The 21,051-nt window shown below is 68.0% G+C and carries 19 protein-coding genes; 12 read left to right on the top strand and 7 right to left on the bottom strand.

Annotation, left to right across the window (positions count from 1 at the left end):
* Positions 1-329 precede the first annotated feature (329 nt).
* Both ACTWJ5_RS04505 and ACTWJ5_RS04500 read left to right on the top strand, forming a co-directional pair.
* Complete coding sequence (locus ACTWJ5_RS04505) at positions 330-809, top strand: Lrp/AsnC family transcriptional regulator (protein ID WP_009617381.1); 480 nt, start codon at positions 330-332, stop codon at positions 807-809.
* A gap of 483 nt (positions 810-1,292) precedes the next feature.
* Positions 1,293-1,496: a DUF2788 domain-containing protein gene (locus tag ACTWJ5_RS04500; RefSeq protein WP_009617380.1), complete on the top strand. Its 204-nt coding sequence runs from the start codon at positions 1,293-1,295 to the stop codon at positions 1,494-1,496.
* A 7-nt stretch (positions 1,497-1,503) separates the two neighbouring features.
* On the opposite strand, the gene ACTWJ5_RS04495 is transcribed toward ACTWJ5_RS04500, so the two are convergent.
* On the bottom strand, positions 1,504-2,112 hold the full coding sequence (locus tag ACTWJ5_RS04495; RefSeq protein WP_116422742.1) for a pseudouridine synthase: 609 nt from the start codon (positions 2,110-2,112) through the stop codon (positions 1,504-1,506).
* A gap of 95 nt (positions 2,113-2,207) precedes the next feature.
* On the opposite strand from ACTWJ5_RS04495, the gene ACTWJ5_RS04490 reads away from it, so the two are divergent.
* A complete protein-coding gene (locus ACTWJ5_RS04490; RefSeq protein WP_444437535.1) occupies positions 2,208-3,263 on the top strand; it encodes an MBL fold metallo-hydrolase in 1,056 nt (351 codons plus the stop codon).
* 410 nt (positions 3,264-3,673) lie between these two features.
* On the opposite strand, the gene deoC is transcribed toward ACTWJ5_RS04490, so the two are convergent.
* The 5 genes from deoC to ACTWJ5_RS04465 form a co-directional block, all read right to left on the bottom strand.
* Positions 3,674-4,432: a deoxyribose-phosphate aldolase gene (gene deoC, locus ACTWJ5_RS04485; RefSeq protein WP_444437534.1), complete on the bottom strand. Its 759-nt coding sequence runs from the start codon at positions 4,430-4,432 to the stop codon at positions 3,674-3,676.
* 84 nt (positions 4,433-4,516) lie between these two features.
* Complete coding sequence (amn, locus tag ACTWJ5_RS04480; RefSeq protein ID WP_074981895.1) at positions 4,517-5,992, bottom strand: AMP nucleosidase; 1,476 nt, start codon at positions 5,990-5,992, stop codon at positions 4,517-4,519.
* 146 nt (positions 5,993-6,138) lie between these two features.
* The gene (locus tag ACTWJ5_RS04475; protein ID WP_444437533.1) at positions 6,139-7,788 is read right to left on the bottom strand and encodes an acyl-CoA dehydrogenase family protein; all 1,650 of its coding nucleotides are present in this window, start codon (positions 7,786-7,788) and stop codon (positions 6,139-6,141) included.
* A complete protein-coding gene (locus ACTWJ5_RS04470) occupies positions 7,785-8,432 on the bottom strand; it encodes a TetR/AcrR family transcriptional regulator (RefSeq protein ID WP_116422748.1) in 648 nt (215 codons plus the stop codon). The genes ACTWJ5_RS04475 and ACTWJ5_RS04470 overlap by 4 nt, the downstream gene beginning before the upstream one ends.
* Positions 8,433-8,562: 130 nt before the next feature.
* Positions 8,563-10,950: a 7TM diverse intracellular signaling domain-containing protein gene (locus ACTWJ5_RS04465; protein ID WP_444437532.1), complete on the bottom strand. Its 2,388-nt coding sequence runs from the start codon at positions 10,948-10,950 to the stop codon at positions 8,563-8,565.
* A gap of 180 nt (positions 10,951-11,130) precedes the next feature.
* Here ACTWJ5_RS04465 and ACTWJ5_RS04460 point away from each other — a divergent pair, with 180 nt between their 5' ends.
* From ACTWJ5_RS04460 to ACTWJ5_RS04445, 4 genes are all read left to right on the top strand, one after another.
* Entirely contained in the window at positions 11,131-11,928 is a 798-nt protein-coding gene (locus ACTWJ5_RS04460) for a hydroxymethylpyrimidine/phosphomethylpyrimidine kinase (protein ID WP_074981904.1), read from the top strand.
* Positions 11,929-11,947: 19 nt separating this feature from the next.
* A complete protein-coding gene (thiE, locus tag ACTWJ5_RS04455) occupies positions 11,948-12,571 on the top strand; it encodes a thiamine phosphate synthase (protein ID WP_249917873.1) in 624 nt (207 codons plus the stop codon).
* A gap of 56 nt (positions 12,572-12,627) precedes the next feature.
* Complete coding sequence (hemL, locus tag ACTWJ5_RS04450) at positions 12,628-13,911, top strand: glutamate-1-semialdehyde 2,1-aminomutase (RefSeq protein WP_074981908.1); 1,284 nt, start codon at positions 12,628-12,630, stop codon at positions 13,909-13,911.
* 215 nt (positions 13,912-14,126) lie between these two features.
* A complete protein-coding gene (locus ACTWJ5_RS04445; protein WP_444437531.1) occupies positions 14,127-14,672 on the top strand; it encodes a tetratricopeptide repeat protein in 546 nt (181 codons plus the stop codon).
* Positions 14,673-14,861: 189 nt separating this feature from the next.
* On the opposite strand, the gene ACTWJ5_RS04440 is transcribed toward ACTWJ5_RS04445, so the two are convergent.
* Positions 14,862-15,194, bottom strand: a complete 333-nt coding sequence (locus tag ACTWJ5_RS04440; protein ID WP_074981912.1) for a DUF1820 family protein — start codon at positions 15,192-15,194, stop codon at positions 14,862-14,864.
* Positions 15,195-15,326: 132 nt separating this feature from the next.
* On the opposite strand from ACTWJ5_RS04440, the gene miaB reads away from it, so the two are divergent.
* From miaB to lnt, 5 genes are all read left to right on the top strand, one after another.
* The gene (gene miaB, locus ACTWJ5_RS04435) at positions 15,327-16,667 is read left to right on the top strand and encodes a tRNA (N6-isopentenyl adenosine(37)-C2)-methylthiotransferase MiaB (RefSeq protein WP_116422753.1); all 1,341 of its coding nucleotides are present in this window, start codon (positions 15,327-15,329) and stop codon (positions 16,665-16,667) included.
* 90 nt (positions 16,668-16,757) lie between these two features.
* On the top strand, positions 16,758-17,774 hold the full coding sequence (locus tag ACTWJ5_RS04430) for a PhoH family protein (RefSeq protein ID WP_074981917.1): 1,017 nt from the start codon (positions 16,758-16,760) through the stop codon (positions 17,772-17,774).
* A complete protein-coding gene (gene ybeY, locus ACTWJ5_RS04425; RefSeq protein WP_116422755.1) occupies positions 17,767-18,228 on the top strand; it encodes an rRNA maturation RNase YbeY in 462 nt (153 codons plus the stop codon). The genes ACTWJ5_RS04430 and ybeY overlap by 8 nt, the downstream gene beginning before the upstream one ends.
* A gap of 21 nt (positions 18,229-18,249) precedes the next feature.
* A complete protein-coding gene (locus ACTWJ5_RS04420) occupies positions 18,250-19,089 on the top strand; it encodes an HlyC/CorC family transporter (RefSeq protein WP_253408823.1) in 840 nt (279 codons plus the stop codon).
* A gap of 350 nt (positions 19,090-19,439) precedes the next feature.
* Positions 19,440-20,972, top strand: coding sequence for an apolipoprotein N-acyltransferase (lnt, locus tag ACTWJ5_RS04415; RefSeq protein ID WP_256514217.1), 1,533 nt, complete (start codon positions 19,440-19,442; stop codon positions 20,970-20,972).
* Positions 20,973-21,051: the final 79 nt, after the last annotated feature.

The following is a 21,051-nucleotide window of genomic DNA, read 5'->3' as shown; positions in this document are numbered from 1 at the left end:
AAATCGCAGGCAAGAAAAAAGGGAGGTCGGTGACCTCCCCTCGGGGAATTCGTCCTGGCTCGTCGCTTCTGGCGCCGGCTCACCTCGCTCCACCTTCTGGGCGGTGCGTAGCCCGGTGGCCTGGGCGACCCGATCGGGTCGGCAGGCCGCGATTCGCCTGATTGGGCGGATCGCCGTGGACGTATGGGTCCGGGCCGTGATTTCTGGAGCCATGTTACGGGGAGCGAAGCGACAGCGGATTGCGAAGATTGCGCACCAAACTATCGATTGCGCAATAAATCACCAAGAATGTATAAAAACATGCAAGTCGATAAATTTTTGAGGCCACAATGAACAAACTGGACCGCTACGACCTGCGAATCCTCGCCGAATTGCAGCGCGACGCGCGCATCTCCAACCAGGAGCTGGCCGAACGCATCGGCCTGTCGCCCTCGCCCTGCTCGCGGCGCGTCAAGCAACTGGAAGACGACGGCTACATTCTGCGCCAGGTGGCCCTGCTGGACAGCAAGAAGCTCGGCCTGAGCCTCACCGCCTTCGTCCTGATCGGCATGGACAGGCACACCCCGGAGCGCTTCGAGCACTTCCAGTCGATCATCGCCCAGTGCCCGGAGGTGCTGGAGTGCAGCCTGGTCACCGGGATGGATGCGGACTACCAGCTGAAGGTGATGGTGCCGGACATGGAGCACTACCAGCACTTCCTGCTCGGCACCCTGACGCGCATCGAGGGCGTGACCAGCGTGCGGTCGAGCTTCGTGCTGCGCAACATCATGGCCAGCACCGAGCTGCCGCTGGAGCACCTGCGCAGCTGACCCGGCAAATGTAGGAGCGCGCCCTGCGCGCGAATCGCGGGCAGGGCCCGCTCCTACAGGGGAATGGCGTGGATGGGGCGGCGGGCATGGCTTCTCGTAGGATGGGTTGAGCGAAGCGATACCCATCACCACGGCCGCATGGGCAGGCACGGCTTCTCGTAGGAGCGAGCTTGCTCGCGAACAGACTCCGCCGCGGGGCTCATTCGCGAGCAAGCTCGCTCCTACGAAGAGCCGCCCCGGCCGCAAGCTGCGACAAATGCGCGCACCCCGCGTCCTGCCGGGGCCGCCCGGCGCTTGAGTATTTCCCGCCAGTGCCGCTGCGGCGGGACTTCTTCGGCCGTCGCCGGCCCCGCGCGGGACATTCTGCTCACTTTCTGAACAGCGCTGATCAACCGGCGACCAAGCCCTTATAATGCCGCCCGTCCTCGCGACCGCCGGACCTTCCGGCCCCCACTCAAGCGCCCGCGCCGGGCAGGAGCAGCAATGAACGAGAGTTTCGAAGACTGGATGATGTACGGGCTGGTCAGCGCCCTGGTCCTGTTCATGGCCTTCATCGTCTGGGACCTGGCCAAGAAGTCCAAGGCCGGACGCATGGGCACCATGGTGCTGTTCTTCGCCCTCGGCCTCGGCGTCTTCGGCTTCCTGGTCAAATCCTTCGTGGTCGCCGGCCTGGAAGGCGGTTTCTGATCCAGCCCTAGGGCTGCACCTCGCGCCACTCCCCCGGCTGCAGCCCGTCCAGGCCCCAAGGGCCGATGCGCACCCGCACCAGGCGCAGGGTCGGCAGGCCGACGGCCGCCGTCATACGCCGCACCTGGCGGTTGCGTCCCTCGCGGATCACCAGCTCCAGCCAGGCAGTGGGCACCGACTTGCGGAAACGCACCGGCGGCACCCGCTCCCACAATTGCGGCTCGTCGATGCGCCGCGCCTCGGCCGGCAACGTCGGGCCGTCGTTGAGCTGCACGCCTTCGCGCAGGCGCTGCAACTGCGCCTCGTCCGGCTCACCCTCCACCTGCACCCAATAGGTCTTCGGCAGCTTGTGCTTGGGGTCGGCGATGCGCGCCTGCAGGCGGCCGTCGTTGGTCAGCAGCAGCAGGCCCTCGCTGTCGCGGTCCAGGCGCCCGGCGGGATAGACGCCAGGCACCGGCACGTAGTCCTTGAGCGTCGCCCTGCCCTCGCCATCGCTGAACTGCGTCAGCACGTCGAACGGCTTGTTCAGCAGGATCAGCCGCGGCTGCTCCGGCGGCGCCTTGGCGACGCGGCGGGGAGCGGGACGGCGAGCAGTGGGACGAGGCGGACGGGGCATGGGTGAAAAGGCAACGAGTCGGCGCAGCACAAGGATGGGCCGGCATGCTAGGTTGTGCCACCGTTCCCCCGCAAGAGCACGCAGAGCATCCCACCATGCCCAAGGCCCGTCGCTCCCCCTGGCTGATCACCCTGCTCAACCTCGCCGGCCGCCTCGGTGGTGGCTACAGCGGTCCGCAAAGCACGAACTTCGACGGCCTGCGCTTCCGCAATCTGGACGCCAAGCCGCACCACGGCTTCCGTGAGTTCCTCAAGTGGCAGCTGGAGCGCGACAGGCAACTGGCCTGGATCGAACAGCCCGGCGCCGAACGCCGTCCGGAAACCCCGGCGCAGGTCAGCGGCGAGGAACTGCGCGTCACCTACATCAACCACGCCACCCTGCTGATCCAGCACCGCGGCCTGAACATCCTCACCGACCCGCTGTGGTGCGAGCGCACCAGCCCCTTCAGCTTCGTCGGCCCCAAGCGCCACCATCCGCCGGGCCTGGCCCTGGACGAACTGCCGCCGATCAACCTGATCCTGGTCAGCCACAACCACTACGACCACCTGGACGTCGGCAGCCTGGGCGAACTGGCCCGGCGCTTCCCGCAAGCGAAGGTGGTGACCGGCCTGGGCAACGCCGAGCTGATCCGCGCCTGCGGCTTCGTCGACGTGCACGAGCTGGACTGGTGGCAGAGCCTGCCGCTGCACGAGGGCATGCTGCTCACCGGCGTGCCGGCGCAGCACTGGTCGGCGCGCTCACGCTACGACACCAACCGCACCCTGTGGCTGGGCTTCGTGCTGGAATCGGCGGACGGCCCCGTGCTGTTCCCCGGCGACACCGGCCTGGGCCCGGAATTCGCGCTGATCCGCGAACGCTTCGGGCCGATGCGCTTCGCCGCGCTGCCCATCGGCGCCTACGAACCGCGCTGGTTCATGCGCCACCACCACATGAACCCGGACGACGCCGTGCAGGCCCACCGCACGCTGGAATCACAGTGCAGCATGGCCATCCACTTCGGCACCTTCCGCCTGAGCGACGAAGGCCAGTTCGCCCCCGTCCACGACCTGGCCCGGGCGCGGGATGAACAGGGCGTGGAAAGCCAGGCGTTCCGCGCGCCCAAGCCGGGGGAGCAGTGGTTGGTGGGGCGGATGGGTGGTGAAGGGGCCTAATGCTTGTTCGCGAGGGGAGTCTCCCGGAACCATTGGTGCCGACCTGAACGCCGCCCCTCTCCCCAACCCTCTCCCTGAAGGGAGAGGGGGCTAGTCCGTGCCAGCGTTGAGGACGTGCCTCATGAAGAATCAGGCGCTATGCGAGGCACCAGGGAGAGCTAAAGCACCGGCGCACGCCGAACAGCTCCCTCTCCCGTCAGGGCGAGGGGGCTAGTCCGTGTCGGCGTGGAAGACGTGCCTCATGGAAATATCAGGCGCTATGCGAGGCATCAGGGAGTGCTGAAGTGCCAGCGCACGCCGAACGGCTCCCTCTCCCTTCAGGGAGAGGGCTGGTGAGAGGGTGCTCTTCGGGATAAACACCAGGCATCGCAGAGAGGCACCATTCGCGAGCAAGCTCGCTCCTACACAAGTCACGCCTCCATTTCGCGCAACAGCTCATCGAGCAACGCCGAAGCCCCGAAGCGCAGGTGCTCGGATGTAATCCAGTCATCCCCAAGCATCTCCTGCGCGATAGCCAGGTAGACCTCGGCATCGTCCAGACTACGAATGCCACCAGCAGCCTTGAAGCCCATCTTGCCACCCGCCTCCACGATGCATTCAAGCATCACCCGCGCAGCCTCCGGCGTAGCATTCACGGCCACCTTGCCAGTACTGGTCTTGAGAAAATCGGCGCCACCGGCAATAGCCTCGCGACAAGCCGTACGAATCAACTCAGGCTCGCCCAACTCGCCACTTTCGATAATCACCTTGAGCCGATGGTAGGGCCCGCAAAGCGCCTTGCAGGCACGAATCAGTTCCACCGCCCCATCTGCCCGTCCAGCCTTGAGCGCCTGCCAGGGATAGACCAGATCGATCTCATCAGCACCCTCGGCGAGGGTACGCCGCACTTCTTCCACCACCTCCGCCCAAGGCGCATCGCCAGTGGGGAAGTTGCACACACTGGCGACCTTCACCGAGCGCGCACCAAAGCCATTGAGCGTACGCCGCGCCACATGCACGAAACGCGGGTAGACACACACCGCCGCCACCTCGCCATAGGGCGTCAGCGCCCGACGGCAGAGCTGGACGATGCGCGGCATATCGTCGTCGGCATTCAGCGAGGTCAGGTCGAGCAGCGACAGTACCCGCGCGGCGCGTTCGGCGCGGGTCGGTTGCAGGGGTTCAGCCATGGCGTCCTCCGGTTGCGGCCTTTGCGCCATCCTGCCACGGGCCCTCCCCGCGCGGGCGGGAAAGGGCCGTGGCCATGCGCCGGATCAACGGAACGGCGGCTCGTCGAAACTGCGCAACTTGCGCGAGTGCAGCGAGTTGAGCTGGGTACGCAGCAGGTCGACGGCGGCGATGCCGATCGCCAGGTGCTGGCTCACCGCGCGCTGGTAGAAGGCGCTGGCGGCGCCGGGCAGCTTGATCTCGCTGTGCAGCGGCTTGTCCGAGACGCACAGCAGCGTGCCGTAAGGCACCCGCAGGCGGTAGCCCTGGGCGGCGATGGTGCCGCTCTCCATGTCCACCGCCACGGCCCGCGCCAGGTTGATCAGCGGGCGCTCCTGGGCCCAGTGCAATTCCCAGTTGCGGTCGTCGTAGGTCAGCACGGTGCCAGTGCGCAGACGCCGCTTCAGCGCCTCGCCGCGCTCGCCGGTGACCAGCGCCGCGGCCTCCTGCAGCGCCACCTGCACCTCGGCCAGCGCCGGGATCGGGATGTGCGGCGGCAGCACCCGGTCGAGGATGCCGTCGCGGCGCATGTAGGCGTGGGCCAGCACGTAGTCGCCGATGGTCTGCGACTGCCGCAGGCCGCCGCAGTGGCCGATCATCAGCCAGCAGTGCGGGCGCAGCACGGCCAGGTGGTCGGTGATGTTCTTGGCGTTGGACGGGCCGACGCCGATGTTGATCAGGGTGACACCGTCGCCGTCGTTGGCGATCAGGTGGTAGGCCGGCATCTGGAAGCGGTGCCACTCGACGCCGGCGATGATGGCGTTGGCCTCGCCCCGATCCATGTCGCGCTCGATCACCACGTTGCCCGGCAGCACCATGCGTACGAAGCGCGGGTCCTCGTGCAGGCGCTCCAGGCCCATGTGGATGAACTGGTCGACGTAGCGGTGGTAGTTGGTCAGCAGGATCCACGGCTGCACGCAGCGCCAGTCGCTGCCGGTGTAGTGCACCAGGCGGCGCAGCGAGAAGTCGGTGCGCGCGGCGTCGAACAGCGCCAGCGGCATGGGGTCGGCGCCTTCCCACTGGTACAGGCCATCGGCGATGCCGTCGGAAGTGGCCGACAGATCGGTGCTAGGGAACACCCGCGCCAACTCGGCGGCGGTCACGCCCGAGCCGGCCAGTTCGTCGCCCTGCTCCACCACGTAGGGATAGGGAATGTTCTGCTCGCTGGGGCCGACCTCGATGCGCACGGTGAAGTCTTCCATCAGCGGGCGCAGCTGCTCCAGCAGGTATTTGCGAAAGGCCGCGGGGTGGGTGATGGTCACGGCATAGGTGCCGGGCGTCTGCACCTTGGCGTAGGCGCGGGTGGTCGAGGGCACCTCGCCCTGGCACAGGTAGGTCAGGCGCAGCTGCGGGTAGCGGAACAGCGCGCGCTCCTCGGCGCCCGGCTGCTCGCGGGTCTTCAGGTAGCGCCGCAAGGCCTGGCTGAGCGCCCCGGTGGCGCGCTGGTGCAAGGCGGCAAGGCGGTCGACCGCTTCTTCTGCGGTATGGGCGACGACGAAAGCGTCGCCGAGCTCGGCATTCATGGTGGGCTTCCTGTCTGAGCGATCAGCTCCATCTTGCCTGCTTATTTGCAGGAAGGGGATGACTGAATCATGTCCTTGGCGATGCCAGCCGACAGACAGGTGCCTACGGGCTAGGCCGGGAACCTCGCGGCTCCCGGCCAGCGGCATCAGGCCAGATGCGGCGTCGCCCGCGCCACCAGCTCCTCGACGTCCGTGCCGCGCGGCAGGGTGCCGTAGACGCGGCCGCCGCCGCCCAGGCGGCTGCCGATGTAGGCGTCGGAGACGGTGGCGTTGCCGGCTTCCAGCAGCAGCTTGGCCTGCAGGGCCACGGCCACGTCCTCGGTGAGCTGGCGGGCGCGGAACTGGATGTCGGCGGTGTCGGCGAAGGAGGCCTTGAGGTTGCCGATGAAGGCTGCCAGGCGGGCGTCGCCGTGGCCGTCGCCGAGTTCGTGGAACAGCGCGTCGAGCACGCCCGGCTCCTTCGACAGGGCGCGCAGCACGTCCAGGCACTGGACGTTGCCCGAGCCTTCCCAGGTGGAGTTCACCGGGGCCTCGCGGTACAGGCGCGGGAGGATGGTGTCTTCGACGTAGCCGGCGCCGCCCAGGCATTCGGCGGCTTCGTTGATCATCGCCGGGGCGCGTTTGCAGATCCAGTACTTGCCCACCGCCGTGACCAGGCGGGCGAACTTGTCCTCTGCATCGTCGTGCAGGTGGTCCAGGGCGCGGCCCATGCGCATGGTCAGGGCCAGCGCGGCCTCGCTTTCCAGGGCCAGGTCGGCCAGCACGTTCTGCATCAGCGGCTGCTCGGCCAGCACGCGGCCGCCAACCTGGCGGTAGGCGCAGTGGTGCGCGGCCTGGGTCAGCGCCTGGCGCATCAGCGCGCTGGAGCCGACCATGCAGTCGAAGCGGGTCATGGCCACCATCTCGATGATGGTCGGCACGCCGCGGCCCTCCTCACCCACCATCCAGGCCAGGGCGCCGCGGTACTCCACCTCGCTGGAGGCGTTGGACCAGTTGCCCAGCTTGTTCTTCAGGCGCTGCACGTAGAACTCGTTGCGCGTGCCGTCCGGGCGGTGGCGCGGCAGCAGGAAGCAGGTCAGGCCCTTGTCGGTATAGGCCAGGGTGAGGAAGGCGTCGCACATCGGCGCCGAGCAGAACCACTTGTGCCCGACCAGCTCGTAGGCCTGGCCTGGGCCGGGGATGCCCACCGGGTAGGCGCGCGTGGTGTTGGCGCGCACGTCGGTGCCGCCCTGCTTCTCGGTCATGGCCATGCCGATGGTGGCGCCGGCCTTCTGCTCGATCGGCAGGTTGCGCGGGTCGTATTCGCTGGCGAGGATCTTCGGCAGCCATTTCTCGGCGATGTCCGGCTGCAGGCGGATCGCCGGGACGCTGGCGAAGGTCATGGTCAGCGGGCAGCCGGTGCCGGCCTCGGCCTGGCTGTGCAGGTAGCTCAGGCCGGCGCGGGCGACGTGGGCGCCGGCGCGCGGGTCGGTCCAGGGCATGGACGGGATGCCGTGCTCGATGGCCGTGCGCATCAGCTCATGGTAGGCCGGGTGGAACTCCACCAGGTCGATGCGGTGGCCGTAGCGGTCGTGGCTCTTGAACACCGGCTTGTTCTCGTTGGCGAGGAAGCCGGCGGCCATCAGCGGCCCGCCGGCCAGGGCGCCGTATGCTCCCAGGCGCTGCTCGGCCCAGCCGCCGTCGTAGCGGCGCACCCACTCTTGCAGCGGCAGGTCGATGCGGTAGAGGTTGGCGCCATCCAGCGGCGGCACCTGGTTGGTCACTTCGTGGGTCTCGGCGTACTCGTGCAGGTTCATCGCTGTTCCTCCGGCTGGGGCGCGCCGACGGCGCGCAGGCAGAAATCGACGAGGGCCTGGCTGACTTGCTCCAGGCCAGGGCTGGCTTGCCCGGCATCGCGGGCGGCTCGGGCCGGCGGCGACAGCGGGCCGACCAGGGATTCGGCGATCGCCCCCACCAGGCAGGCAGCGATCAGCGGCGTGGGGCCGCAATGGAAGTGGCCGCTGCGCACGCCCTCTTCCAGCAGTTCGATGAACAGCTCGGCGTAGGCCTCGCGGTAGAGCAGGCGCTGCTCGTCCACCTCGGGGTCGACCGGTTCGGCGATCAGCGCGAAGGCCAGGCGCCGGCTCTCCCAGGCGCGCCGGGCGAACTGGCGCAGGCCACGGGCCAGGCGCCCGGCGGGCCCGCCGCTGCCGCGCAGGACGACGGCCAGGGCGTCCACCTCACGCTGGCTGGCGCGGGCGAAGACTTCGGCGGCCAGTTCGCCCTTGCCGCGGAAATGCCGGTACAGGCTGCCGGTGGCGATGCCCACCTCTTCGGCCAGGCCCTGCATGGTCAGCGCCGCAAAACCGCCCTCGGCGACCCGCGCCAGGGCCAGCTGGAGGATGCGTTCGCGCAGCTCCACATCTTTCTGCAGGCGGGCTTCGGTGAGACGGTAGACCATGCTCTGAATCCGGATTCACTGTTTCAAGCAGTGAATCACGGTTCAGGACTTGGCCATAGGGGGAATTGCGCCAGCGGTGCGGGCGTTCCGGCCAGCGGATCGCGCCGCGTGACGCAACGGGCGTGGCGGATCAGGCGTGGCTGGGCAGCGCCGGCTGGCACAGCAGCCAGTCGTGCAGCAGGGTCTGCAGTTCCTCGAACTTCACCGGCTTGGCCAGGTAGTCGCTCATGCCCGCCGCCAGGCAGCGCTCGCGGTCGCCGCTGTGGCTGTGGGCGGTGATGGCCAGCACCGGCAGCTCGCCGCCCTGGGGCAGTGTGCGGATCGCCCGGCAGGTGGCGAAGCCGTCCATGATCGGCATCTGGCAGTCCAGCAGCACGGCATCGACGCTCTCGCGGCGCAGCAGGTCGATGGCTTCCGAGCCGTTGTCGGCGGTGCGCACCCGGTAGCCCAGCTTGAGCAGCATGCCGCGGATCACCAGTTGGTTGATGGCGTTGTCCTCCACCACCAGCACCGTGCACTGGTCCGGGCGGCGCAGGGCCTGACCGCCGGCGCGGCGCGGCGGCACGCTGAAGCTCTGCGCCGGCTGGCCGAGGTTCAGTTCAAGGACGAAGCGGCTGCCGCGCCCGGGGCTGGAATGGTGCTGCAGCTGCCCGCCGAGCAGCTCGGTGAGCTGGCGGCACAGCGCCAGGCCGATGCCCAGGCCGCCGTACTCGCGGGTCAGCGAGCCGTCGAGCTGGTGGAAGCGCTGGTACAGCGCATCGTCGGCCGGCGTCTCGAAGCCGATGCCGGAGTCCTGCACCGTCACCCGCAGGGCGACGCCGTCGCTCTGCCGCTGGCCGTCCACGCGCAGGCTCACGCCGCCCTGATGGGTGAACTTGATGGCGTTGTCCAGCAGGTAGCCGAGGGTCTGGGCCAGCTTGCCGGCGTCGCCTTCCAGGGTGTCCGGCAGGTTCTCGTCCAGTTGCAGGTCGAAGCGCAGGCCCTTGGCCTCGGCGCGCGGCGCGTACTGGGCGCGCAAGCTGTCGAACAGGCCGCGCAGGCTGAAGGGCTCGCGCCGCGGGTAGAGCTTGCCGGCCTGCAGCTCGATCAGCGCGAGGATGTCGTTGACCATGCGCATCATGTCGCGCGCCGAGCCGGTGGCGGTCTTCTGATACTGCGCCAGCTCCACGTCCATGGGCACCGTCTGCATCAGCTCCAGCGAACCGATCACCCCGCTCATGGGAGTGCGCAGCTCATGGGTGACGGTGGCCAGGAACTCGTCCTTCAGGCGGTTGCTGTTGGCCAGTTCGAGGTTCAGTTGCTCCAGCTTGCGACTGGATTCCTGGAGAATACGCGTGCGCTCTTCCTTCATGGCGTTGATGCGGTCGGCCAGGGCCAGGGACAGCAGGCCCACTTCCAGGGCCGAGCCGATCTGCCCGGAGTACATGGTGAAGAACACGTTGGGCAGGAAGCCCAGCACCATCAGGGTGTTGATGGTCCCGCCGAGGAGGAAGGCGGTCCAGGCGAAGATGAAGTAGCGCGCCACGCGCATGCCGCGCAGCCAGGCGAGGATGCCGGCGCTGAAGATGACCACCACGAACGCCAGCGCCAGGTAGGTGGCCAGGCGCAGCGACAGCGCGTAGCTGGCCGACAACGCCAGCAGCATCACCAGCGCGCCCACGGCCATCAGCGCCAGCAGGGTGCGGTCGACCCATGGACTGTGCTCGCGGGTGTGCAGGAAGCTGCGGGCGAACTGGCAGCCGAACAGGCCGGCGGAGCCGATCAGGAAGGGCGTGGCGGCGTTGGCCCACCAGGGGCTGTCGGGCCAGAAGTACTCGATGCCGGCGCCGTTGACCGAGACCTGGTAGAGGCCGAAGGAGGCGATGTAGAGGATGTAATAGAGGTAGCTGGTGTCGCGCACGCTGACGAAGATGAACAGGTTGTACACCAGCATCACCAGCAGCACGCCGTAGATGATGCCGAGCACGTAGACGTTGCCCGGCAGGTTTTCCATGTAGGCCTTGGGCGACCAGAGCGTCAGCGGCGCCTGGATCGAGCCCTGGCTCTCCAGGCGCAGGTACACCCGCAGCGGCTTGCCGGGCGCGAGCTTGAGGTCGAACAGGTAGTTGGTCAGGCTGATCGGCCGGCTGGCGAACGGCAGGGTGTCGCCGGTGCGCTGGGCCAGGCGGTACTTGCCGTCGGCGTCGGGCAGGTAGAGGTCCAGGCGGTCCAGCGGCGGGTAGGCCAGTTCCAGCAGCCAGGGCGCCGGGTCCTGGGACTCCTGCGGGCGGTAGTCCAGGTCCAGGCGGATCCAGAACACCGAGCGCGAGTAGCCGGCGTTGAGCACGTCGCGGTCGTGGCGGCGGAAGCTGTCGGCCAGGGCCGCGGAGGTGATGTCGGCGATGTCGGCGGTGCCGCGCACATCCTCGAAGACGTCGATCGAGTGGCCCAGCGGCAGGCGGCTGGTGTGCTCGTCGAAGCTGACCGCGCCGGCCAGCGGCGAAAGAAGGAGAAGGAAGAGGATCAGCCAGCGCTGCATGCTACCCCGCAGTGCCCCTCCGGACGACGCCCAGGGGCCCCATCCCCCGCGATCGGCGCGCCCTGTGGGCGTGATTTTCGAATCGGCCAACTTTAGCACGCCGGCATGACGATCAAGCAGCGCCGGGCCGGGGGGCGGGGCAAACGACGCCTGCCGGGTTTAGTGGTAAGCTCCCGCGCCATGAAAACGCCAACCTCCCGTCCCGTAGTGCTCTGCCTGTCCGGCCACGATCCCAGTGGCGGCGCCGGCCTGCAGGCCGACATCGAAGCCCTGATCGCCCAAGGCTGCCATGCGGCGCCCGCCGTCACCGCGCTGACCGTTCAGGACACCGTCAACGTTGCCGACTTCCGCGTGCTCGACCGCGAGTGGGTGCTGGCCCAGGCCAACGCCGTGATCGCCGACCTGCCGGTGGCCGCGGTCAAGCTGGGCATGCTCGGCTCGGTGGAGATGGTCGACACCGTGGTCGAGATCATGCAGTCGCTGCCCGGCGTGCCACTGGTCTGCGACCCGGTGCTGCGCGCCGGCGGCGGCGGCGCCCTGGGCAAGGACGAGGTGGGCTACGCGATCCGCGAGCGGCTGTTCCCGGTGGCCGCCATCGCCACGCCGAACCTGCCGGAGGCGCGCATCCTCGCCGAGCTGCCCGAAGGCAGCGCTGACGAATGCGCCGAGAAGCTGCTGCCGTACATCCGCAACCTGCTGATCACCGGCGGCCACGGCGACGAATCCGAGGTGCACAACCGCCTGTACAGCCGCGACGGCAGCCAGCATAGCTTCACCTGCCAGCGCCTGCCGGGCAGCTACCACGGCTCCGGCTGCACCCTGGCCAGCGCCCTGTCCGGCCGCCTGGCCCTGGGCGAGGAGTTGGCCAGCGCCGTGCGCAGCGCCCTCGACTACACCTGGCGCACCCTGCGCGACGCCGAGGCCCCCGGCCACGGCCAGTACGTCCCGCGCCGGCTGCCGCTGGACTTCTGCTCCTGATTCACCTGCCGAGGCCTTCATGAAACTCCGCGGACTCTACGCCATCACCGATAGCAAGCTGCTCGCCGACGGCCGCCTGCTGCCCTACGTCGAGGCCGCGCTGCGCGGTGGCGCGCGCCTGCTGCAGTACCGCGACAAGTCCAGCGACGAGTCGCGCCGCCTGCGCGAGGCCGAGGCCCTGCGCGAACTCTGCGAGCGCCACGGCGCCACCCTGATCATCAACGACGACGCCGAGCTGGCCGCGCGCCTGGGCGTGAGCGTGCACCTGGGCCAGACCGACGGCTCCCTGGCCGCCGCCCGCGCCCTGCTGGGCCGCCAGGCGATCATCGGCGCCACCTGCCACGGCAGCCTGCAACTGGCCGACCAGGCCGTCGCCGAGGGCGCCGACTACGTGGCCTTCGGCCGCTTCTTCCAGTCGCTGACCAAGCCCGGCGCCTCCGAGGCCAGCCCCGAGCTGCTGGAGCAGGCCCGCGCGCGCTTCGCCAACGTACCGCTGGTGGCCATCGGCGGCGTGAGCCTGGACAACGCCCCCGAGCTGATCGGCCGCGGCGCCGACCTGCTGGCGGTGATCAACGCGCTCTTCGCCGCCGACACCCCGGCCGAAGTGGAGCGCCGCGCCCGCGCCTTCGCCGCGCTGTTCTAACCCTTTCCCGCGGCGCCGCTGCGCGCCGCTTTCACGGATCCCAACGAGAGGTCGCCATGTCCCGTTCCGAACTCCTCTTCGCCAACGCCCAGAAGCACATCCCCGGCGGCGTCAACTCGCCGGTGCGCGCCTTCAAGAGCGTCGGCGGCACCCCGCTGTTCTTCAAGCACGCGGAAGGCGCCTACGTGGTGGACGAAGACGACAAGCGCTACGTCGACTACGTCGGCTCCTGGGGCCCGATGATCCTCGGCCACGCCCACCCGGAAGTGCTCGACGCGGTGCGCCGCCAGCTGCAGCACGGCCTGTCCTACGGCGCGCCGACTGCGCTGGAAGTGGAAATGGCCGACCTGGTCTGCTCGCTGGTGCCGTCCATGGACATGGTGCGCATGGTCAGCTCCGGCACCGAGGCGACCATGAGCGCCATCCGCCTGGCCCGCGGCTACACCGGCCGCGACGACATCATCAAGTTCGAGGGCTGCTACCACGGCCACTCCGACAGCCTGCTGGTGAAGGCCGGCTCCGGCGCCCTGACCTTCGGCGTGCCGAACTCCCCGGGCGTGCCGGCGGACTTCGCCAAGCACACCCTGACGCTGCCGTTCAACGACCTGGAAGCGGTGGAGAAGGCCCTGGACGAGTGCGGCCAGAACGTCGCCTGCATCATCGTCGAGCCGGTGGCCGGCAACATGAACTGCGTGCCGCCCGCCCCGGGCTTCCTCCAGGGCCTGCGCAAGGCCTGCGACAAGCACGGCGTGGTGCTGATCTTCGACGAGGTGATGACCGGCTTCCGCGTCCACCTCGGCAGCGCCCAGGCGCTGTACGGCGTGACCCCGGACCTGTCGACCTTCGGCAAGATCATCGGCGGCGGCATGCCGGTGGGCGCCTTCGGCGGCAAGCGCGCGATCATGCAGCAGATTTCCCCGCTGGGCCCGGTCTACCAGGCCGGCACCCTGTCGGGCAACCCGCTGGCCATGGCCGCCGGCCTGACCACCCTGAAGCTGATCAGCCGCCCGGGCTTCCACGACGAGCTGACCGACTACACCAGCCGCATGCTGCAGGGCCTGCAGGAGCGCGCCGATGCCGCCGGCATCCCGTTCGTCACCACCCAGGCCGGCGCCATGTTCGGCCTGTACTTCAGCGGCGCAGACGACATCATCACCTTCGCCGACGTGATGGCCAGCGACGCCGAGCGCTTCAAGCGCTTCTTCCACCTGATGCTGGACGGCGGCGTGTACCTGGCGCCCAGCGCCTACGAGGCCGGCTTCACCTCCATCGCCCACGGCGACACCGAGCTGAAGCTGACCCTGGACGCCGCCGAGCGCGCCTTCGCCGCCCTCAAGTGATCCCCTCCGGCCGCGGCGCCCGCCGCGGCCAATTTTCCGTCGTTACGCTTTCCAGGCGAGTCCTACGCCGGTTTCTTGGCCATTCGGACGGAAACCGCGAAAAACACCGTAAAGACTTTGTAAGGAAGCGTCGGCTTATTTCATAATGTGCAGGCCGGCACGTTTTCGCCGGCCGGGCATTGCGCCCGCCCCGTTGCCGGAGGCCGTTTCTCCCCATGTACCGTTCTGGTCGCGCCCTGCTGCTGGGCAGCCTGTTGTTCATCTCGCCCCTGCTCGCGCAGGCGGGAGGCAACTCGCTGCTGGTCCCGGCGACCGGCCGTTGCACCCTGAACACCGTCCCCGAGCAACTGCAGCAGGCCCTGGCCAGCTGTCAGCAGATCGCCAATAGCGGCGACGCCGAAGCGCAATTCGAACTGGGCGAGTACTACTACACCGGCGAACGCGCCCCGCGCGACTTCCCGGCCGCGCTGCGCTGGTACGAAAAAGCCTCGCTGCTGGGCCACGCCCAGGCCCAATGGCGCCTGGGGACCATGTTCTTCCGCGGCGAAGGGGTCAAGGCCAACAACATCCAGGCCTACATAGTGCTGAAGATGGCCGCGGTGAACGGCGCCGAAGACGCCATGGACAGCGCCGACCTGGTCGCCGAGCAGATGAGCAAGGACGAACTGGACATCGCCAGCAAGGTGCTGGGGCAGATCTTCCGCAACTACCTGATCGAGCTGCAGACCGCGGGCAATACGCCGTTTTCGCCGCTGCCCTAAAAGCGGCTAGAGGCTAGAGGCTAGAGGCTAGAGGCTAGAGGCTAGAGGCTAGAGGCTAGAGGCTAGAGGCTAGAGGCTAGAGGCTAGAGGCTAGAGGCTAGAGGCTAGAGGCGAAGAGCATACGGGCTTTTCGTAGGAGCGACTCCAGCGTGCTCTTCGCTCTTGCCTATAGCCTCTAGCCTATAGCCTTCAGCTGCTCTTGTCCGGCATCGGCATCGGAAACGGCATCACGTTGCCGCCGCCCTTGGCCTCGCTGATCTTCGGCGTGCCCAGGCGCTCCACTTCGTCGATGCGGATGATCGCGTGCAGCGGCACGAAGCTGCGGATCACGCCCTCGAACTGGGCCTTGAGCTTCTCTTCGCTGGGATCCACGACCACCTGGGTGCGCTCGCCGAAGACGAACTCCTCGATCTCCAGAAAGCCCCACAGTTCGCTCTGGTAGATCTGCTTGGCGTACATCTCGAACACCTGGCCCTGGTTGAGGAAGACGACTTTGTAGATCGGGTTCTCGCGCTTGTTCATGAACGACGGATGACAGCTCTGCGAAAAGGGGGGCGCGAAGCATAGCACAGCCGCCTGGCGCGCAACCCTAGGAACGGGCCCGGCGCGCCACTATAATGCCCGGTCATTTTGGATTTCCCCGACGAAGCGCGCATGGCCAAGAAGCTTTTCATTCAGACCCACGGCTGCCAGATGAACGAGTACGACAGCTCGCGCATGGCCGACCTGCTGGGCGAGGAACATGCCCTGGAGCTGACCGAGAAGGCCGAAGAAGCCGACGTGATCCTCCTCAATACCTGCTCGATCCGCGAAAAGGCCCAGGAGAAGGTGTTCTCCGAACTGGGCGCCTGGCGGACCCTGAAGCAGCAGAAGCCGGAGCTGGTGATCGGCGTCGGCGGCTGCGTGGCCAGCCAGGAAGGCGCCGCCATCCGCGAGCGCGCGCCGTTCGTCGACGTGGTGTTCGGCCCGCAGACCCTGCACCGCCTGCCAGAAATGATCGACGCCGCGCGCACCACCCGCAAACCGCAGGTGGACGTGTCCTTCCCGGAGATCGAGAAGTTCGACCGCCTGCCCGAACCGCGCGTCGACGGCCCCACCGCCTTCGTCTCGGTGATGGAAGGCTGCAGCAAGTACTGCAGCTTCTGCGTGGTGCCCTACACCCGCGGCGAGGAAGTCAGCCGGCCGTTCGACGACGTGCTCGCCGAGGTCATCCACCTGGCCGAGAACGGCGTCAAGGAAGTCACCCTGCTGGGGCAGAACGTCAACGGCTTCCGCGGCGCCACCCACGACGGGCGCATCGCCGACTTCGCCGAGCTGCTGCGGGTGGTCGCCGAGGTCGACGGCATCGAGCGCATCCGCTACACCACCTCGCACCCGCTGGAGTTCAGCGATGCGCTGATCGCCGCCCACGCCGAGCTGCCGCAGCTGGTGCCCTTCGTCCACCTGCCGGTGCAGTCCGGCTCGGACCGCGTGCTGGCCGCCATGAAGCGCAACCACACCGCGCTGGAATACAAGTCGCGCATCCGCAAGCTCAAGGCCGCGGTGCCGGACATCTGCATCAGCTCGGACTTCATCGTCGGCTTCCCCGGCGAGACCGACAAGGACTTCGAACAGACCATGAAGCTGGTGGAAGAAGTCGGTTTCGACTACTCCTTCGTCTTCATCTACAGCCAGCGCCCGGGTACCCCGGCGTCGGACCTGGTCGACGACACCCCGGACGAGGTGAAGAAGCAGCGCCTGATGATTCTCAACACGCGCCTGCAGCAGCAGGGCTTCGAGATCAGCCGACGCATGGTCGGCAGCGTGCAGCGCATCCTCGTCACCGACTACTCCAAGCGCGACCCGGGCCAGCTGCAGGGCCGCACGGCGAACAACCGCGTGGTCAACTTCGCCTGCGACAACCCGCGCCTGATCGGCCAGTTCGCCGAGGTGGAAATCTACGAGGCGCTGCCCAACTCGCTGCGCGGCCGCCTCATCGAGCCCACCCGTCACTGAAGTCCATCCCGGCGCCCGACTTTCCCACAGGGGCCGCCGGGGTTATTCTTCGGTCATCCCTAATTTCCCAACGGTCATACCGACAGCACCTTGAACGCCCCCCTGGATCTTCACCGCTTCACCCTGGAACCCTTCGACGCACGCAGCTTCGCCAATCTCTGCGGGCAGTTCGACGAGCACCTGCACCAGATCGAGAAACGCCTGGACATCGAGATCCGCAACCGCGGCAACCAGTTCGAACTGGTTGGCGAGGCCGCGCGTACCCAGGCCGCCGAGCACCTGCTGCAGCGCCTGTACCGCGAGGCGCAGAGCGGCACCGAGCTGACCCCGGACATGGTCCACCTGTTCCTCCAGGAATCCGGCCTGGAAGACCTGGCCAGCGCCAGCGACGTGCCCAACATCACGCTGAAGACGCGCAAGGCGCACATCCGCCCGCGCGGCGCCAACCAGCAGCGCTACGTCAAGGCCATCCTCGACCACGACATCAACTTCGGCATCGGCCCGGCCGGCACCGGCAAGACCTACCTGGCGGTGGCCTGCGCCGTGGACGCCCTGGAGCGCGAGCAGATCCGCCGCATCCTGCTGGTGCGCCCGGCGGTGGAGGCCGGCGAGAAGCTCGGCTTCCTCCCCGGCGACCTGTCGCAGAAGATCGACCCCTACCTGCGCCCGCTGTACGACGCCCTGTACGAGATGCTCGGCTTCGAGACCGTGGCCAAGCTGATCGAGCGCCAGGTGATCGAGGTCGCGCCGCTGGCCTACATGCGCGGGCGCACGCTGAACAACAGCTTCATCATTCTCGACGAAAGCCAGAACACCACCATCGAGCAGATGAAGATGTTCCTCACCCGCATCGGCTTCGGCTCCACCGCGGTGATCACCGGCGACATCACCCAGGTCGACCTGCCGCGCGGCACCCGCTCGGGCCTCAAGCACGTGATGGAAGTGCTGCACGACGTACCGGGCATCAGCTTCACCCACTTCAAGCCCAAGGACGTGGTGCGCCACCCGCTGGTGCAACGCATCGTCGAAGCCTACGAACGCTTCGAGGCACGCCAGCCGGTGCGCCTGGACGGCGAACGCGCGCCCAGGGAAACCCGCGATGCTTGAACTCGACCTGCAGGTCGCCAGCCAAGCCGCCGACCTGCCCAGCGAAGCGCAGCTGCGCCGCTGGTGCGAGTTGGCCCTGCGCCAGCGCCAGGCCGACTCCGAGCTGACCATCCGCCTGGTGGACGAGGCCGAGGGCCGCGAGCTGAACCGCACCTGGCGGCACAAGGACTACGCCACCAACGTGCTGTCCTTCCCCGCCGACGTACCCGACGAACTGCTGGACATACCGCTGCTGGGCGACCTGGTGATCTGTGTGCCGGTGGTCGAGCGCGAAGCCGCCGAACAGGGCAAGGAACCGGCGGCGCACTGGGCGCACCTGGTGATCCACGGTTGCCTGCACCTGCTGGGCTACGACCATATCGAAGACGCCGAGGCCGAGGAAATGGAGGCCCTGGAACGGCAATTGCTGGCCGAACTGGGCTACCCCGACCCGTACGCGGCGGATGAAGAATAAAAGCCAACGAGCAAAGGAAAGATGAGCGAAGACCGATCGAGCAACGGGCATAAGTCCTGGCTGGACAAGATCACCCAGGCTTTTGCCCATGAGCCGAGAAACCGCCAGGAGCTCCTCGAGCTGCTGCGCGACGCCCACGACAACAAGCTGCTGGACAGCGAGGCGCTGTCCATCGTCGAAGGCGCCATCCAGGTCGCCGACCTGCAGGTGCGCGACATCATGGTGCCGCGCTCGCAGATGATCAGCATCAAGGCCAGCCAGAGCCCGCGCGAGTTCCTCCCGGCGATCATCGACGCGGCGCACTCGCGCTACCCGGTGGTGGGCGAGAGCCTCGACGACGTGATGGGCGTGCTGCTGGCCAAGGACCTGCTGCCGCTGATCCTCCACGACGGCAACCACGCCTTCAACATCAAGGACCTGCTGCGCCCGGCCACCTTCGTGCCCGAGTCCAAGCGCCTCAACGTGCTGCTGCGCGAATTCCGCGCCAACCACAACCACATGGCCATCGTCATCGACGAGTACGGCGGCGTGGCGGGCCTGGTGACCATCGAGGACGTGCTGGAGCAGATCGTCGGCGACATCGAGGACGAGCACGACGTCGAGGAAGACAGCTACATCAAGCCGCTGCCCAGCGGCGACTTCATCGTCAAGGCGCTGACCCCGGTGGAAGCCTTCAACGATTTCTTCGGCGCGGAATTCTCCGACGAGGAATTCGACACCGTCGGCGGCCTGGTGATGAGCGCCTTCGGCCACCTGCCCAAGCGCAACGAGACCACCGAGCTGGGCGGTTTCCGCTTCCGCGTGCTCAACGCCGACAGCCGCCGCCTGCACCTGCTGCGCCTGACGCCACTGCGCGACTGAGGCGGGCCGCTCCTACGTTGTTTTCTGGGCTCCCGCGTTCGCGGGAATGACGGGGTGAGAGTCGTGTCTTCCGACGTCATTCCCGCGAACGCGGGAACCCAATAGACAGCCATCGTAGGATGGGTTGAGCGAAGCGATACCCATCACCATGGCCCGATGGGTTTCGCAGGCTCAACCCATCCTACGAAGAGCGCCTCCCGCCGCGGACAAGCTCCGCGCCTACGGGCCGTTCTGACATCCTGCAACACAGCGTCGCAGACGCCTCATGGCTTTTCGCCCTCGCCCCCATAGCCGACCGTTCGTCTCTCCATTACTCTTGCGCATCGCCAAACCGCTTCCAAGGAATACCGATGCGCTGGATCACCCGTCCCGGCTGGCCGGGCCATCTGCTGGCCCTCGCCGCCGGCGCCATCACCCCACTGGCCCTGGCCCCCTACGGCATCTGGCCGCTGGCGCTGCTTTCCGTCGCCCTGTTCTACCTCGGGCTGCGTGGCGTCACCCCGGGCTCGGCGCTGTGGCGCGGCTGGTGGTACGGCTTCGGCGCCTTCCTCGCCGGCACCGGCTGGATCTACTACAGCATCCACGACTTCGGCGGCGCCTCGCCGGCCCTGGCCGGTTTCCTGGTGGTCGGCTTCAGCGCCGGGGTGGCGTTCTTCTTCGGCCTGCCGGCCTGGGCCTGGGCGCGCCTGCTGCGGCGCAACAACGCGCCGGTCAGCGATTCCCTGGCTTTCGCCGCGCTGTGGCTGGGCCTGGAAGTGTTCCGCAGTTGGTTCCTCACCGGCTTCCCCTGGCTCTTCACCGGCTACAGCCAGTTGCAGGGCCCCCTGGCCGGCCTGGCCCCGATCGGCGGCGTATGGCTGATCTCCTTCAGCATCGCCCTGTGCGCCGCGCTGCTGGTCAACCTGCCGCAGCTGACCTTCCGCCCGGCGCAACTGGTCGTCGGCCTGGTCCTGCTGCTGGCGCCGTGGATCGCCGGCCTCGTCCTCAAGGGCCACGCCTGGACCGCCCCCGCCGGCGCGCCGCTGACCGTCGCCGCCATCCAGGGCAACATCGCCCAGGAAATGAAGTGGGACCCCAAGCACGTCACCGCGCAACTTGAGCTGTACCGCGACCTCAGCGCCGAACAGCATGACGTCGACCTGATCGTCCTGCCGGAAACCGCCGTGCCGCTGCTCAAGGATCAGGCCGGCGGCTACCTGGGCATGCTCGACGAGATGGCCAAGCAGAAGCGTGCCGCGCTCATCACCGGCGTGCCCATGCGCCAGCGCGACGCCGACGGCGTGCACTACTACAACGGCATCACCGTGGTCGGCGACGGCAGTGGCGACTACCTCAAGCAGAAGCTGGTGCCCTTCGGCGAGTACGTGCCGCTGCAGGACCTGCTGCGCGGCCTGATCACCTTCTTCGACCTGCCCATGTCCGACTTCGCCCGCGGCCCCGCCGACCAGGCGCTGCTCAAGGCCAAGGGCTACGCCATCGCGCCGTACATCTGCTACGAAGTGGTCTATCCGGAATTCGCCGCCGGCCTGGCGGCGCAGAGCCAGCTGCTGCTGACCATCAGCAACGACGCCTGGTTCGGCACCTCCATCGGCCCGCTGCAGCACCTGCAGATGGCGCAGATGCGCGCCCTGGAGGCCGGACGCTGGATGATCCGCGGCACCAACAACGGCGTCACCGCGCTGATCGATCCGCAGGGCCGCATCGCCCACGAGATCCCCCAGTTCCAGCAGGGCGTGCTGCGCGGCGAGGTCACCCCGATGCAGGGCCTGACGCCCTACCTGAAATGGCGCCTGTGGCCGCTGGGCGCCCTGGCGGTAATCCTGTCGCTCTGGGCCGTGGTGCGCCGCCAGGCCGCGCCCGAGCAGCGCCGGATGTTCGGCTGAGTGTGGGGCGTACAACCGTTCGCGGTTGTACGCCGAGGTTGAGTTCAACAGCGGCTCCGTGCTCGACACCGAGCGGAAT

Source organism: Pseudomonas sp. A6, from assembly GCF_052367875.1.
GTDB classification, from domain to species: domain Bacteria; phylum Pseudomonadota; class Gammaproteobacteria; order Pseudomonadales; family Pseudomonadaceae; genus Pseudomonas; species Pseudomonas citronellolis.
Note: the sequence above shows the minus strand (reverse complement) of the source record. Positions and strands in the feature narration are given on the sequence as shown.

Coding starts and splice junctions, on each gene's coding strand:
- ACTWJ5_RS04505 (WP_009617381.1), top strand. CDS start 330: ATGAACAAACTGGACCGCTACGACCTGCGAATCCTCGCCGAATTGCAG.
- ACTWJ5_RS04500 (WP_009617380.1), top strand. CDS start 1,293: ATGAACGAGAGTTTCGAAGACTGGATGATGTACGGGCTGGTCAGCGCC.
- ACTWJ5_RS04495 (WP_116422742.1), bottom strand. CDS start 2,112: ATGCCCCGTCCGCCTCGTCCCACTGCTCGCCGTCCCGCTCCCCGCCGC.
- ACTWJ5_RS04490 (WP_444437535.1), top strand. CDS start 2,208: ATGCCCAAGGCCCGTCGCTCCCCCTGGCTGATCACCCTGCTCAACCTC.
- deoC (WP_444437534.1), bottom strand. CDS start 4,432: ATGGCTGAACCCCTGCAACCGACCCGCGCCGAACGCGCCGCGCGGGTA.
- amn (WP_074981895.1), bottom strand. CDS start 5,992: ATGAATGCCGAGCTCGGCGACGCTTTCGTCGTCGCCCATACCGCAGAA.
- ACTWJ5_RS04475 (WP_444437533.1), bottom strand. CDS start 7,788: ATGAACCTGCACGAGTACGCCGAGACCCACGAAGTGACCAACCAGGTG.
- ACTWJ5_RS04470 (WP_116422748.1), bottom strand. CDS start 8,432: ATGGTCTACCGTCTCACCGAAGCCCGCCTGCAGAAAGATGTGGAGCTG.
- ACTWJ5_RS04465 (WP_444437532.1), bottom strand. CDS start 10,950: ATGCAGCGCTGGCTGATCCTCTTCCTTCTCCTTCTTTCGCCGCTGGCC.
- ACTWJ5_RS04460 (WP_074981904.1), top strand. CDS start 11,131: ATGAAAACGCCAACCTCCCGTCCCGTAGTGCTCTGCCTGTCCGGCCAC.
- thiE (WP_249917873.1), top strand. CDS start 11,948: ATGAAACTCCGCGGACTCTACGCCATCACCGATAGCAAGCTGCTCGCC.
- hemL (WP_074981908.1), top strand. CDS start 12,628: ATGTCCCGTTCCGAACTCCTCTTCGCCAACGCCCAGAAGCACATCCCC.
- ACTWJ5_RS04445 (WP_444437531.1), top strand. CDS start 14,127: ATGTACCGTTCTGGTCGCGCCCTGCTGCTGGGCAGCCTGTTGTTCATC.
- ACTWJ5_RS04440 (WP_074981912.1), bottom strand. CDS start 15,194: ATGAACAAGCGCGAGAACCCGATCTACAAAGTCGTCTTCCTCAACCAG.
- miaB (WP_116422753.1), top strand. CDS start 15,327: ATGGCCAAGAAGCTTTTCATTCAGACCCACGGCTGCCAGATGAACGAG.
- ybeY (WP_116422755.1), top strand. CDS start 17,767: ATGCTTGAACTCGACCTGCAGGTCGCCAGCCAAGCCGCCGACCTGCCC.
- ACTWJ5_RS04420 (WP_253408823.1), top strand. CDS start 18,250: ATGAGCGAAGACCGATCGAGCAACGGGCATAAGTCCTGGCTGGACAAG.
- lnt (WP_256514217.1), top strand. CDS start 19,440: ATGCGCTGGATCACCCGTCCCGGCTGGCCGGGCCATCTGCTGGCCCTC.